The 13,894-nt window shown below is 45.2% G+C and carries 12 protein-coding genes; 4 read left to right on the forward strand and 8 right to left on the reverse strand.

Going from position 1 to position 13,894, the window contains the following annotated elements:
- The first annotated feature begins 30 nt into the window (after positions 1-30).
- Genes B5X68_RS00150 through B5X68_RS00160 form a run of 3 tightly spaced genes read left to right on the forward strand, consistent with a single transcriptional unit; the run spans position 31 to position 1,785 of the window.
- Entirely contained in the window at positions 31-438 is a 408-nt protein-coding gene (locus B5X68_RS00150; RefSeq protein WP_082212664.1) for a DoxX family protein, read from the forward strand.
- A gap of 49 nt (positions 439-487) precedes the next feature.
- Positions 488-1,117: a hypothetical protein gene (locus tag B5X68_RS00155; RefSeq protein WP_082212665.1), complete on the forward strand. Its 630-nt coding sequence runs from the start codon at positions 488-490 to the stop codon at positions 1,115-1,117.
- On the forward strand, positions 1,117-1,785 hold the full coding sequence (locus B5X68_RS00160; protein ID WP_082212666.1) for a DUF2490 domain-containing protein: 669 nt from the start codon (positions 1,117-1,119) through the stop codon (positions 1,783-1,785). The genes B5X68_RS00155 and B5X68_RS00160 overlap by 1 nt, the downstream gene beginning before the upstream one ends.
- Positions 1,786-1,847: 62 nt before the next feature.
- Here the strand turns inward: B5X68_RS00160 and B5X68_RS00165 are convergent, their stop codons facing one another.
- The 8 genes from B5X68_RS00165 to B5X68_RS00200 all read right to left on the reverse strand — a co-directional run bounded on the left by B5X68_RS00165 (position 1,848) and on the right by B5X68_RS00200 (position 12,352).
- On the reverse strand, positions 1,848-3,446 hold the full coding sequence (locus B5X68_RS00165; protein ID WP_141110147.1) for a hypothetical protein: 1,599 nt from the start codon (positions 3,444-3,446) through the stop codon (positions 1,848-1,850).
- A 61-nt stretch (positions 3,447-3,507) separates the two neighbouring features.
- The gene (locus B5X68_RS00170) at positions 3,508-4,083 is read right to left on the reverse strand and encodes a DUF417 family protein (protein ID WP_082212668.1); all 576 of its coding nucleotides are present in this window, start codon (positions 4,081-4,083) and stop codon (positions 3,508-3,510) included.
- 41 nt (positions 4,084-4,124) lie between these two features.
- Positions 4,125-5,522 (reverse strand): efflux transporter outer membrane subunit, encoded by a 1,398-nt coding sequence (locus B5X68_RS00175; RefSeq protein ID WP_082212669.1) that lies wholly within the window; start codon positions 5,520-5,522, stop codon positions 4,125-4,127.
- A gap of 20 nt (positions 5,523-5,542) precedes the next feature.
- Entirely contained in the window at positions 5,543-8,692 is a 3,150-nt protein-coding gene (locus tag B5X68_RS00180; RefSeq protein ID WP_082212670.1) for an efflux RND transporter permease subunit, read from the reverse strand.
- A 3-nt stretch (positions 8,693-8,695) separates the two neighbouring features.
- A complete protein-coding gene (locus tag B5X68_RS00185) occupies positions 8,696-9,859 on the reverse strand; it encodes an efflux RND transporter periplasmic adaptor subunit (RefSeq protein ID WP_082212671.1) in 1,164 nt (387 codons plus the stop codon).
- 227 nt (positions 9,860-10,086) lie between these two features.
- Positions 10,087-10,920, reverse strand: a complete 834-nt coding sequence (gene ygiD, locus B5X68_RS00190) for a 4,5-DOPA-extradiol-dioxygenase (RefSeq protein ID WP_082213913.1) — start codon at positions 10,918-10,920, stop codon at positions 10,087-10,089.
- 249 nt (positions 10,921-11,169) lie between these two features.
- Positions 11,170-11,652 carry an NADPH-dependent F420 reductase gene (locus B5X68_RS00195; RefSeq protein ID WP_229208236.1) on the reverse strand — a complete coding sequence of 161 codons (483 nt, stop codon included), beginning with the start codon at positions 11,650-11,652 and terminating at the stop codon, positions 11,170-11,172.
- Between the two features lie 118 nt (positions 11,653-11,770).
- The gene (locus B5X68_RS00200; RefSeq protein ID WP_082212672.1) at positions 11,771-12,352 is read right to left on the reverse strand and encodes a Crp/Fnr family transcriptional regulator; all 582 of its coding nucleotides are present in this window, start codon (positions 12,350-12,352) and stop codon (positions 11,771-11,773) included.
- A gap of 174 nt (positions 12,353-12,526) precedes the next feature.
- Between B5X68_RS00200 and B5X68_RS00205 the strand changes: the two genes are divergently transcribed.
- Positions 12,527-13,699: an MFS transporter gene (locus B5X68_RS00205; RefSeq protein WP_212567966.1), complete on the forward strand. Its 1,173-nt coding sequence runs from the start codon at positions 12,527-12,529 to the stop codon at positions 13,697-13,699.
- Positions 13,700-13,894 lie beyond the last annotated feature (195 nt).

The raw sequence follows: 13,894 nt of genomic DNA on the forward strand, positions 1-13,894 counted from the left end.
GAAATTGTAGTTAAACAGACATACTCATCTATGGATAGAGCCCTTAATCAATATATACCTCCCTTTTTCGCTATACTCCGGATCGTGGCAGGTTTGCTATTTGCCATGCATGGCAGCCAGAAACTTTTTGGTATACCGGGTGGTAGTGATCCGGTTCCGTTAATATCGTTAATGGGGTTTGCAGGTTTTATCGAATTTGCAGGCGGGCTTTTCATAGTTGTTGGCTTTTTTACACGCCTTGCTGCTTTTTTAGCCTCCGGACAGATGGCTGTCGCCTATTTTATGGCTCATTTTCCAAATGGGCCGGTACCACTCTTAAATAAAGGCGAGTTATGCATTTTGTATTGCTTTCTCTTTTTATATATAGTCGTGCATGGTGCTGGCATTTGGAGTCTGGATGCACGTCGCCAGAAACTAAATCTAAATTCGAAACGCTAAATTTTAACTATGAACCAACATAAAATTTCTTAATCCAGTTAAATCAAGCTTGATCTCACTGAATTTATGGATAGCAAAATTCAAAACCGTGATTGCAAACAAACACTTCTTGTATCCTTTCTTTTTTCTGCTCGTAGCACTTCACTGCACGCCCTGTCTGGGTCAGAAAAAATATGAACGGGAATACACTGTCAAAGCTGATTCCGTTCCGGACAGCGCCGCTTTATTTGTGTCCCGTCTTTTTAACAACTCCAAGGCTCATTGGTATATGGAGGAAAGCGATACCACTAAGTCTATCGAAGCGAAACTGAAGCATTCGGGAAAACATTACAGCATCGAGTTTGATGAATCCGGACAAATACAAGATATCGAAATCCTCATTAACATTCGTGATTTGGAAAAAAATACCCGTTCAAAAATAAAAGATAACCTCAATGCTACATTTAAGCGTCAAAAAATCATTAAAACACAACTGCAATGGGTTGGTAGCGAGAATAGCCTGGAACGCGCTGTTCTCGCTAACATGCCGCTTGAAGGGATTATAGTTAAATATGAGATAGTCGTCAGAGGGCAGACAGAAAACGTGGAAGCGTATTTTGAAGTGCTATTTGATAGTACCGGAAGGATTGAAAGCACTATGGAAATAGCATTAGCAAATGACGATAATCTTATTTACTGATGTGCAGACTTATCTTCTTTTGTTTATTATCCTGTACAGCACTATGCCAAACATATCGGGCGGGAACAACTAATCAAATTAACCTAAACTTTAAGGTTGGCAAAAGTTTAAAGTTTAATACAAAATTGGAGTCTCGTCAAATCCTATCGCAGAAAGAAATTGATAAGTTTCCTAGCCATAGATTTCAATATGAGCGAACCGATTTGACCTTGCTGCTTACTACCAAACTGTCTGTTAATAATACCATTGGGGGTGGTTATATGATAAGGTTAGAAGATAATACGTATTATCACCGGATCATTCAGCAATTTAATAATGTGAGGAAGTTTGAATGGTTCAGTGTAGCACACCGGGTCTTGGCCGACGAAACTTTTACCAACCATGGACTTAATAACTTCCGGATAAGCTATAGGATCGGGATACAGAAACCGCTTAACGGTCAATACATCGATCCGAAGGAATTTTATGCAAAGGTAAACAATGACTTTCTTGGTACCTGGTCACGTGGTGAATCCGACTTTGAGATCGGCATTTTACCTGCCCTCGGATATACCGCTACTGCTAATAATAAAATAGAGCTGGGGGTAGATTATCGGGTAAATGAGCTTAAAAAAAATGGCATAGCCCAGCAATTCTGGGTAACGCTTGGATGGTTCATTAGTATATGAGCTCATTTACCTGCGATAGGGTTCAATCATTTGCCACAATAAATATAATGCTATTCGAATCCTTATTTCGGTCCCGTCAAACCAGCATCTGGAATCGCAAAAAAGCTAATGCTGGTTGCCGGAAGCGTCAGCTCACCACTCTTTATCGGCTTGCCTTTTAAAACTGGCAACTCACTATTGTCTTCGAGTTTCAGCTCTGTCCCGTTAAGCTGTACGGTTTGTCCTTCCAATTGAGAGGAAGTCAGCAAATAGTGCTCGGAGTCTATATCGATATGGATTGGAGCTTCTTTCTTATTTGTATTGATCACCAGCAGCGTTACACCTCCCTTGCGCCCTTTCATGTTGTGAGCAAATACATAAACGCCCTCTGTCCCCTGCCCTGCTTCGTAAACCTGGGTGCCCATAAGTTTGACCCACAGATACGCTGCCCAGTAATTTGGTTTAGGCAAATGTGTATCCTGGTCGATCAGACTGTACTCGCTGGCAACAAGGGTATTATGCATGATAACCTTTACCCCTTTCTTGGCCAAGGATCCCATTTGGTACAGGTAGCGGAAAGTGTCAAGGAAAGTCGCTGAGAATGGGTCGCCTCCACCCGCAGCCTGCGCCGTTTCTGTGATCCACAAAGGAATGCCAGGGTTATACTTATCCCTTAAACCCGCATAATAATGTGCGACCGTATCTGTTTTCAGCAACCAACCTGCGTCCAGCGCATTTTCAGCTTTTACCGAAAAAGGCCCACTGCGAATCATGCGCATGGAAGCCGCTCCGTAATAATGATAGGAGAAAACATCGAATTTAGGATTGGGTTTAGCAGCTAACATATCCTCGGTTGGCAAAATACTCATTCCCATCCCCTGAAGAGAAACGTTGGGCGACCCTTCGCCTACCGAACCGGGCCCTAGCACCAGCATATCGGGAACTGCCTTTTCGGCCCAGGCATTAAATGCAGCCATGTCCTTGGCGAAGTTTTCCGCATTATACGACTTACTGATTTCACCGCCAGCCGTCGGCATTGTTGGTTCATTAAACAGCTCGGCCGCTGCAATCTGGCCGCCAACACTCTTGGCAAAGTCTGCCAGTTTTTGTGCTTGCACCGGGGTCCATACCCCTTGCGCATCCCGTACGCCATTGGATACTGCAAACGATGTAACCAGTTTAGAATCGGTTGCCTTTATGAAATCCAGTAACCCTCCAAATTCCTTCTTGGACAGCACATTGACAAACCCGGTAGGTGCTTTCGCCATTTTAGGTTTGTCGTCGTCCTGAAAATAAATACCATTTGTCCATGTGCCGCTCATCCTCACATAAGCAGGGGCTAACCCTTTAGCCAGGATTAGCAACCTTTTGTCTGTGAGATCAATGGGTTTCAATTGTCGGTACAGCTGATCATTGGTTTGTGAGACGTCGTAAGTTGAATTTGCAGCCAGGTCAGGCAAGCTGTCCATCAAGTGATAAGGTTTCCAGAACTGCCCGCCTGCGACCTCCACTGTTTCCACATTATAAGACTGATAACGTTCATCTACCGCTGCTATCTGTCTCATCGTCTTAGGTGAAAGGCTGATGAGCTTGCTATTCTTTCCTTGATCCGACTGTTCAGAAGTGTTGCAGGCAGAGACAACTAATGCCGTCATGACTACTAGGTTGAGCGACTTGTTCATTACATTATTTAGTTTAGTTGCTTTGTATTGAAGAACAACATTACATGACAAAACTGCCTTACTACCCGCTCGTTTGCTGTGCGGTCAAATACTTTCTGGCGGCCTGGGCCATCGTAGCAATCCCTGCACCAAGCATGATGATATCTTTGATCACAAGTCGCCCTGCGGCACTTAGATAAGGGAACCCATACTCGGCGTCACCAAGTGATGGCACCCAGGTTTCAGGTGTGGTAATCAGAAATGACAATGTGACAATTGACATAATAATGACAAGAAAACTTCCAAATGCCGAGACTGCGGGAAATACCGGATACAGCGCTACCAAAAAGCCAATCAGAATGATTACTGTGCCCAACCCATAAGAAAAAATATAAGTATGGTTGGCTTGATGCCATGCGACATTATCGGGCTTTAATTCACCTTCCTTATTCATATGCTGCTTATATTCTGGCGCATCGTATTTATAAAAGAAGTTCATAAATGGACTATTGGCTACAAACGGCACGATGCCAGCTGCTTCATATTGAAAAGCTTTCAAACCGCCAATCCATAACATTACAATCACAATACCCCATCGGGCAGCATTAATCCCGGTGGCTTGTAACCCGGCCGCATAGGAAAATAGTTTATTTATCATTGTTTCAATTTTAAGATTATAGAGCTATTTACCAAACAATATCAGGGACTAGCCCAACCTCCTCCCAAAGACCTGTATAAGTTAACTACTGATTGCAACCGTTGCAATTGGTCATTAATGCTTCCAAGCTCCGCTTGCAACAAACTTTGTCGGGCCGTAATGACCTCGTTGTAATTGGCAAAACCGTTTTGGAGCAGCTCGCCTGAATAGCTTACCGATTTCTGCAATGCTTCCAACTGATAGCTGCGGATCGCTATTTTATCAAGGGCAGTGTTGTGTAGCGACATCGCATCCGACACTTGCTGTCCGGCTGTAAGCAGCACATTCTCAAAATTGAGCAGCGCCTCCTTCTGCTGGGCCTTGGCAACTTCCAGGCGGGTAATGTTGGCTCTTCTGTTGAATATCGGCTGGGTTAGTCCCGCGCCGATGCTTGCCGCAAGTGAGATTGGTTTAAGAAAGTTTTCCAGTTGCAGAGCCGAATAACCTGCCGAGCCAGATATCGTCAAAGCTGGATAGAAAAAAGTCCGAGCCACATTAGTCAATTCAAAATAATATCTCAGATTAAGTTCTGCCTGTTGCACATCCGGCCGATTTGCCAGTAGCAGCGCGGGAACACCCGTTTGCAATACATCAAGGGTATCCTGATCCCGAAGCGTGCCGCGTCTGACGAACGTGGCTGGAACGGCAAGCAGAATGCTTAGCGCGTTTTCTGTTTCCCTTGTACTCTGGATCAGGTCAGGAATTGTTACTTCTGCTACATAACGCTGCGCTTCACTTTGCACCACAGCCGCCTCGGTAACTACGGCTGCTATTTTCAGTTCACGCATGGTCTGCACCGTCGTATCCCAATTGGACACAGTCTGCCTTGTAATGGCTAGCTGCTGATCCAAGGCCAGCAGTGCATAATAATAATTGGCAATATCGGCCACCAGGTTTGTTTGTACAGCTTTCGCACCTGCTTCCGATTGCAATAAAAGTGCTAGGTTTGCGCGTTTTGTGCTTCGTAGTTTCCCCCAAATGTCCGCCTCCCAGCCGGAAGATAATCCCAGCTGATACTGGGTTGCACTGTTTCTAATACCAAAGCCCTGAGCTTCCGAAAGCTTTGAACGCGTCACGCCAAGATCTCCGATAACGGTTGGAAATAATGCTGCTCTACTCTGTTCATAATAGGCCCTGGACTGCTCAATACGTGTATAAGCGATTTGCAGGTTCAGGTTGTTTTTAATTCCCTGACTTATTAGGCTTTGCAAAGTCGTATCGGTAAAGAGCCGGTTCCAGGGAAGCTGGCCGAGCCCGCTTGTGTCGGCCGTGACCACATCTCGGTAAAGGTTACCGGGTGCTGTTAGCGGTTTCTGGTAGGGTCTGACAATGTTACAACAGCAAAGCAGCAAACCCATCATGCAAAACAGAACTAGTCGCTTTAAATGTCTTTTATACATAATATTGCTATTAAAACGCGTCAATGATCGTCCTGAACTTGTTCTGTAATTGGCTTGGCAGGACCGCTGATCATTTCTTGTAAAGACTGGAATACGATATAAAGCACAGGTATCACAAAAACCCCAATGAGCGTTCCTACCAGCATTCCTCCTACGGCACCAGTGCCAATGGAGCGGTTTCCAATTGCACCTGCCCCGGTTGAAAGCATGAGTGGAACCAAACCCAGGATAAAAGCAAAAGAGGTCATCAGGATCGGACGCAACCGCGCCTGTGCACCTTCAACGGCCGCATCCACCAACGACATCCCGTGACGCCTGCGTTCCACTGCAAACTCTACGATCAGGATCGCATTTTTCGCCAAAAGTCCGATTAGCATTACCAGCGTAATTTGGAGGTAGATGTTGTTGGTAATGCCAAACATGCTGGCAAAAATGAATGTACCAGCCAGGCCGATCGGGAGTGACAGCAGGACTGCAAATGGCAATATATAGCTTCCGTACTGTGCGCTCAGCAGCAGATAAACAAAAACGACAACCAACATAAAAATAAAAACTGTTTGCCCGCCAGCAGAAATTTCCTCCCTCGTCATCCCTGAAAATTCATACCCATATCCGGCTGGAAGCGCCTGTTCAGCAACCTGTTGGATGGCAGCAATCGCGTCACCCGAACTGTAACCCGCATTAGGAGAGCCGGTAACGCCGATAGAAGTGAAGAGATTGAACCGGGAAATTGACTGAGGCCCGTATACTCTTTTAATGGTAATAAATCCTGTGATGGGCGCCATCTGACCACTTGCATTTCGAACGTAAATATTACTCAATCCCTCGGGATTTGCCCGTGAAGCAGCCTCGGCCTGGTACATGACCCGGAATTGTTTCCCGAACTGATTGAAATTAGATGCATACACACCGCCGTAATAGCCTTGCATTGTGCTCATGATATCGTTGACGGTGATGCCTGCCACTTTTGCTTTTGCCACATCCACATCGATCTGGTATTGCGGGAAATTTACATTAAAGGGAGTAGACGCATATTGAATTTCAGGACGCTTGCTTAATGCCGTAAGGAAGTCAGTACCTATTTTGGAAAATATGGCAATGTCACTTCCGCTTTTATCTTGAAGCTGAAACTCAAAACCTCCTGAGGAGCCAAATCCCTGAATGGTTGGCGGGGCAAAAAATATGATCTTGGCATCTCTTATCCCACCTGTTTTTGCAAATAACTTCCCGATCAAAGCCTGGACATCCTGCCCGGCTCCTCCCCGCTCCGCCCACGGTTGAAGTCTCATGACAAGCATTCCATAATTGCTTCCAACGCCGCTAATCATGCCTCTTCCGGTGATTTTTAGAATGTTTTGAATTTCCGGGATTGAGCGCGCAATGGCCTCAACCTCCTTCATGATAATCTCTGTCCTTTCCGTGGATGCGGACGGTGGCAGGGCAACATCAGCCATAATCGAGCCGGTATCTTCATTAGGTACAAACGTGGAAGGCGTAGTCTGCAATAGAAAATAAAACAGCCCGGCGAACACTGCAATGATCAATCCCGCCAGCCATTTTTTGGCGATCAGAAATAATACGGCTTGCTTGTATCGCTGTATTGTCTTTTCAAATGTCCGGTTAAACCAGCCATAGAACCTTTGCAAAATGCTCTTCTTATGCCCCGCGTCCTCTTTATGGGGTTTCAGGAAAATCGCGCACAATGCCGGGCTGAGCGTAAGTGCATTAACAGCCGAGAGCATAATGGCAATGGCAAGCGTTAGGCCAAATTGCTTGTAGAACACCCCGGATGATCCTTCAATGAAACTGACCGGCAGAAATACCGCCGCCATCACAAGCGTGATAGAGATAATGGCCCCTGAAATTTCACCCATGGCGTCTTTTGTGGCTTTGAGTGCGGATGTGTATCCTTCGTCCAGTTTGGCATGAACGGCTTCCACTACAACTATGGCATCATCAACGACAATGCCAATGGCCAGAACCAATGCAAACAATGTCAAAAGGTTAATCGTGAACCCAAAAAGCAGCAGGAAGAAAAACGTGCCCAGAATAGCCACCGGAACAGCAATAGCGGGAATAAGCGTGGAGCGAAAATCTTGCAGGAAAATAAAAACCACTAAAAACACCAGAATGAATGCTTCAATGAGCGTATGGATCACCTTTTCAATGGATGCATCCAGAAAATCATTTGCGTTGATAAGCGTGATATACTTAATGCCCGAGGGGAATGATTTGGATGCATTATCCAGCACCTGCAAACTACCTTCAATCACTTCTTTGGCGTTGGAGCCTGCCGTTTGGCTGATCGATACACCAACCGACGGATTGCCATTGGTTGTTGTACTGCTGGCATAGCTCATAGCGCCCAGCTCCACGCGGGCAATGTCTTTGAGCCGTAATACCTGACCATTTGGCGTGGCCTTGATGACCACTTCTTCAAACTCGCCTGCATCTTTGAGCCGGCCCGAATACTTGATCACGTACTGAAAGGATTGCAAGCCCTGTTCACCGAATTGACCGGGGGCAGCCTCTATATTTTGCTCTGCCAGTGCAATGCTGACATCAGAAGGGACAAGCCCGTAAGTTGCCATCACATCCGGTTTCAACCAGATCCGCATGGAATAATCCATACGTCCGAACGCATTCGCCTCCCCAACTCCTGATACCCGCTTAATTAAGGGCACCAGATTTATCTCCGCATAGTTTTGCAAAAATGTCTGGTCATAGGCGGGATTATCGCTGTATAAGGAAAAGATCACAAGGTTACTGCTTTGGCTTTTGGCCGTCGTTACGCCGGAGCGCGTAACTTCCTGCGGCAAGAGAGCGGTTGCTCGTGCCACGCGGTTCTGGACATTTACAGACGCAAGATCAGGATTGGTGCCCAGCTTGAAGTTGATCGTAATCCGCGCGGTGCCGTCGTTTCCTGCTGCGGACGTCATATAGGTCATGCCTTCGACACCATTAATCTGTTCTTCCAATGGCACAATTACACTATTGAGCACCACATCGGCATTGGCGCCCTGATATGAGGTGGAGACAACGACAGTAGGCGGGGCGATCTCAGGATATTGCGCAATAGGCAGGGAAATTAGCCCCAACACACCAAGGATGACAATAAGAACGGAGATGACTGTAGACAGTACGGGCTGGTCAATGAATCGATTGAACATAACCTACAAGTTTTTGGCGTAAACACTGTCCGCTTTTACTGGTCTGGAAATAACCTTTGCCCCTTCCCTTAACGACGCTACCCCTTCCAGGATAATCTTGTCTCCTACGGCAAGGCCGGTTTGGGCAACAAAGAACTGTCCGTCATTATTGTCCAGCACGCCAACTTCCGCACTCTTAACGGTGCCGTCTGCCGAAACACGGTAGACAAACTTTTTCCCCTGTATTTCGTAGGTCGACTTTTGCGGAATGACAATGGCCGAATCAAGCCGGGAAGGGATGCGGACAGTCGCGCTGCTTCCGCTGCGTATAATGCTGCCAGGATTAGGAAAAGTCGCACGAACCCTGATGGAGCCTGTTTGGGTATTGATAGATCCGCTTGTTGTGGTAATCCGGCCTTTTTCATAAAAAACGGTTCCATTGGCTAAAACCAGGGAGACAGATGGCATTGTTGCGATCCGGGCTTTCGTTGTATTGCCCTTCGTGTTTTTTGAGAATGCCAAAACCTGTTTTTCATTGATGGAAAAATAGGCGTAAATATTCCCAATGTTTGAAACTGTGGTTAATGGTTCGGGTGTATTACTATTAACAAGGCTGCCAATTTTATAAGGAATTAAGCCCACAATGCCATTTGCAGGGCTTGCAATGGTGGTGTAACCCAAATTGGTACGTGCATTGGAAAGCGCAGCAAAAGCCTGTGCCAGCGCCGCTTGTTTTGCTTGCAAGGTAAACTGCGCAGATTCTAGCTCGTATTTACTGATAATGTTCTTTTCGACCAATGGCTTCACCTTATTGACACCCATTTGTGCGGCATTGACGTCTGCTTCTGCGATTCTAATATTCGCCTGTGCAGTCCTTACTTCCTGCTCATATTGAGGAGCATTAATTTTAAACAGCGCTTGCCCGTTTTTCACAGTAGCACCTTCATCAACGAAAATCTTTTCTATAAATCCATCAATTTTCGGACGGATCTCAATATCCTGCTGCCCTTCAATGGTGGCCGGGAATTCACTATTTAATGTGATCGTTCTTTGTGTAATCGTCAGGACCGGATAGTCCTTGATTTGCTCCGCCACATTCCCACTGTACTGCTTTTTGTCCTGACAGGACAAGAAAAGGACGAACATTAACGACAAACCAGTTAGTGAGAGCTGTATCCTTTGATTCATAAATATGGAATTTTGGAAACTCGATCATGAACAGATGATTGCAGATAATAAACTTAGGGATTGCAGGTTAACAGGGGATGTGAACTGGGGAGCCTGTTGCACGGATACTGGTTGAAGCTATAATTCATAACCATGCAAAGGATTAGGTGAATGTTATCTCAATGTATAGAATTTTTAGAAAAGTCTGATGCCGGCAAGAATTTAATTAAATTTTGTCACTCCTACGACTACCCAATTTTAACAGACGTCATCGTCAGCGAACCGCCAACGGCCTGGTCGTTGAAAAAGGAAACAGGTTCCTTTCCCGCCTTTAAGCCCAATGTATACATCAGAGGAAGGTAATGCTCCGGTGTTGGTATGGCTAGTGCGGCCTCCCTTCCCAACTGACTGTAATTGATCAGTGGCTTGTGGTCATTTTCCTGGATCAGGGTTTTAAATTGCTCATTGATTTGCAACGCCCAGTCGTATCCATAACCCTGCACGCTAAGCTTGTCCCAGGCTACCATTCTCAGATTGTGCACCATATTTCCGCTGCCAATGATCAGCACTCCTTTTTTTCGCAGCGCCATTAGTTCCCTTGCCAGATCGTAATGGTATTGAGGCCCTTTGGTGTAATCAATGCTCAGCTGAAGCACTGGAATTTCGGCCTCCGGATACATATGTCTTACCACCGTCCAGGTGCCATGGTCAAGTCCCCAGTCATGATTAAGCTCCACTTTTGCGGAACGAATGAGCCCGGCAGTTTCTTTGGCTAATGCAGGATTGCCCGGCGCAGGATATTGTACGGCAAAAAGTGCCGGCGGAAATCCACCAAAATCATGGATTGTTTCAGGAAAATCCATTGCTGTGATCTTGGTGCCATTGGTAAACCAGTGCGCCGATACCACCAGCACGGCAGCTGGCGTAGGGATTTCTTTGGCCATTTGTGCCCACCTTCTGCTAAACGCAGTGTCTTCAATGCCGTTCATCGGTGAGCCGTGGCCTATAAACAGGACCGGCATCAATCTCTGCTGGTCTGGAAGCTCATTTGTAAAATGTTTGAATGCTGTTAATGTTGTCATACTAATTGCGCCTGTAACGGCAGTTTTTATGAATTGCTTTCTTTTAATCATTGCTGATAATATTTCTGCCTGGTGATGTAGGATTTTTCACCCGGCCAGCCAGTTATGATTTTATTTTATATTGAGTTGGGTCAACAGTGGGGACATCATTTGTATTGTCCGGCTTACGCCCAGGCCGCCTGCAACAATGGGGTTTAAAGCAGCAGTTTCGACAAGCTCACCCACAGTTTGCAAATCCTCTTGATCATTTCAGGAAATGAATGAATTAGCCTTCTTACCTACAAGGATAGGCTTGGCAAAGGCAGCCGGAAATACGATATTGAAGGCTTTAACAACTTTCGAATTGGGCAGCAATTTTTGCAGCTCTTCTGCGGCACTCATATTAGAGACGGTCGCCAAACTGTCGTAGGGTTCGTTTAGCGGGTTAGCAATGCTTATGACCATTTTCTGATTGGCAACTTCCCGGATTTTCTCCGCAATTTCCTGTTGAGAGCCATAAGGAACAGCTAGGATAATGATGTCGGCCTCCCAGGATGCATCTGTCGGACATCCATGAATTTCGATATCAGCCTCAGGACTCGCGTTTCTTATCTCCTCATATAAAGCTTCCAGTTCATCTGGTTGGTTACCTAGCAGCAATAAGCGATAGTTACCTTTTGACAGGCTTTTAGAAATGAAGGTGCCCACATTCCCGGTGGCACCTATGATCGCAATGGTCTGTTTCGTGTTCATTTTGTCTCATTTTTGATACACAAAATTACCTCAATGAGCCTGCATGGGGCGATGATTCTGATCAAGAACTTCCATTGATTTTGGTCAAGATAAACCATCAGGGGAAAGCAAAGGGAAGCTATTGACTTTTGCCGATCCTGCTGCGGATCCTACTTAATGTTTCGGGGGAAAGTCCCATGTGAGAGGCAATCATATGCTGGGGGACACGCTGGACAATGTCAGGATATTGGTCAATAAAAGATTTATATCGATCATCCAGAGACATACTGATAATGCTCAGCGTTCTTTTCTGGAGTGCAATGTAGGCCTCGGTCATCAATATCCTGAAAAATGTTGCGTACTTGGGCACCGAAATCAGCATCTGGTCATGTGCATACTTACTGATCAAAACTAGCTCGCAGTCTTCCAGGGCATCTATATTCTGTGTTGAGATCTGCTCCGTCAAAAAACTGGATAGATCGCCGATCGCCCAACCTTCCAGCGCAAACGAAAAAATGTGCTCTTGTCCATCAGAATCCACAATGTAACTGCGCATGGCTCCCTTTTCTATAAATGCCACAGTCTTGCAGATATCTCCTTCCTGTAGCAGGTATTGACGCTTCCGCAATTTTTTCGGCGTCAGAAATTGTTTCACGGCATACTCTTCCGATTCGCTCAGTTGTACCTTCTCGTTGAATTTGCTGAAAAACACATCATACATAAGCTATCAGATTCGGACAAACAATTAGTTAATATGCAAGGATATAATCTTTACAAAGCTAAATTCTCCTCATTAATGCACCAACAATATCAGTAATTATCAGAATCTGAATATGCCAGATAGAAAGAATGACGTAAAAACCATAATTTTAAATAACTACAAAAAGAATCTACATTGAGCAATCAACAAACGATAGCCAGAAGTACAAATGCGTTTCCCTGGCTGATCATGATTTTGATGTCGTCTGTAACATTTGTCGGGATTCTTTCTGAGTTAATGCCATCCGGTGTGATGCCGCAGATAAATTCTGATTTAAATATCAGTGAGCTACAAGGAGGTAATCTGGTAGGCTACTACGCAATTGCGTCTGCTATCTTTGCCATCCCACTTGTTTCGGTAACCCTGAAATTTAACCGCAAAATCTTGATATTGATTTTGCTCGCCGGATTTGCTGCTTCCAATATCGTGGTCGGCATTTTAGCCAATTATACTATCATCATTATCCTAAGGATCATAGGCGGTATTTGTGCCGGCGTGATGTGGCCCATGATAGCGGCCTACGGGATGCGCCTGGTCAACCATGAGCATCATGGAAAAGCGATTGCCGTGATTATGGCTGGAAATACCTTGGGTATTAGTGCAGGAATGCCTTCTATAACATTTTTTGGCAACCGATACGGGTGGCGGGCAGCATTTATCGCACTTGGAATAATGATTATCGCCATTGCTGTGACATGTGCTGTTGCATTACCATCTACACCCGGCGAAAAACTTACGAGAAGTTCATCGCCTTTTTCTCTGTTTAAAATTCCCTCGGTATTGACCGTCCTGCTGCTCACCCTTCTTGGCGTAATGGCCCACTATGGTGCATATGTGTATCTTACCAGGCTTGTTGATGAAATTGAATTGCTCGGTGGAATAGAAAGTGCCTTACTACTTTTTGGATCAGGGTCTTTGATTTCAGTATTGCTGGCCATAAAATACACCGACAAACATCTGAGGCTGCTTACCACAGTGATGTTTGCACTCGTAGTCATTTCTATGCTTGTCCTATTACTATTTGGTAGAAAGACAATAGTAGCTCATGTTGCTTTCTTTTTATGGGGACTTTCTTTTGGACCATTAGTGACCTTAATGCAAACAGCGGTAAGCAGACAGGTAGAAAGTGGAAAAGACGTTGCCACTTCGGTTCAATCTTCTGCATTTAACTTATCTATTATGATCGCAACTTCCGCAGCAGGTATATTGCTCGGAAGTTATTCTCCCATTAGCTTGCCATATTTTGCAACCGTCTTAGCAATTCCTGGTATGATCATTTCCATTTTTGCTAAAAAGGCACTAGGTTAATTTCCGAATGGACTAGGTTTGGTATTTAACCCAGTCGCAGCCGTCACAAAATATACTCATGGCCTCTTATGACACCTTTCTCTAAGGTGCCTAACTGTTCGGTTATACTAGCCTTAAGTAAATGGTTAATACTCAAAATTATCAATTTCTTACAGCAGGCTTACATGGATGAAGCGCGTAGTATTTGAATAAATC

This window comes from Dyadobacter psychrophilus (assembly GCF_900167945.1).
GTDB lineage: Bacteria > Bacteroidota > Bacteroidia > Cytophagales > Spirosomataceae > Dyadobacter > Dyadobacter psychrophilus.

What these genes read in the sequence shown, in the direction of transcription:
- B5X68_RS00150 (WP_082212664.1), top strand. Translation starts at nt 31, where the DNA reads ATGGATAGAGCCCTTAATCAATATATACCTCCCTTTTTCGCTATACTC.
- B5X68_RS00160 (WP_082212666.1), top strand. Translation starts at nt 1,117, where the DNA reads ATGTGCAGACTTATCTTCTTTTGTTTATTATCCTGTACAGCACTATGC.
- B5X68_RS00165 (WP_141110147.1), bottom strand. Translation starts at nt 3,446, where the DNA reads ATGAACAAGTCGCTCAACCTAGTAGTCATGACGGCATTAGTTGTCTCT.
- B5X68_RS00170 (WP_082212668.1), bottom strand. Translation starts at nt 4,083, where the DNA reads ATGATAAATAAACTATTTTCCTATGCGGCCGGGTTACAAGCCACCGGG.
- B5X68_RS00175 (WP_082212669.1), bottom strand. Translation starts at nt 5,522, where the DNA reads ATGTATAAAAGACATTTAAAGCGACTAGTTCTGTTTTGCATGATGGGT.
- B5X68_RS00180 (WP_082212670.1), bottom strand. Translation starts at nt 8,692, where the DNA reads ATGTTCAATCGATTCATTGACCAGCCCGTACTGTCTACAGTCATCTCC.
- B5X68_RS00185 (WP_082212671.1), bottom strand. Translation starts at nt 9,859, where the DNA reads ATGAATCAAAGGATACAGCTCTCACTAACTGGTTTGTCGTTAATGTTC.
- ygiD (WP_082213913.1), bottom strand. Translation starts at nt 10,920, where the DNA reads ATGACAACATTAACAGCATTCAAACATTTTACAAATGAGCTTCCAGAC.
- B5X68_RS00195 (WP_229208236.1), bottom strand. Translation starts at nt 11,652, where the DNA reads ATGAACACGAAACAGACCATTGCGATCATAGGTGCCACCGGGAATGTG.
- B5X68_RS00200 (WP_082212672.1), bottom strand. Translation starts at nt 12,352, where the DNA reads ATGTATGATGTGTTTTTCAGCAAATTCAACGAGAAGGTACAACTGAGC.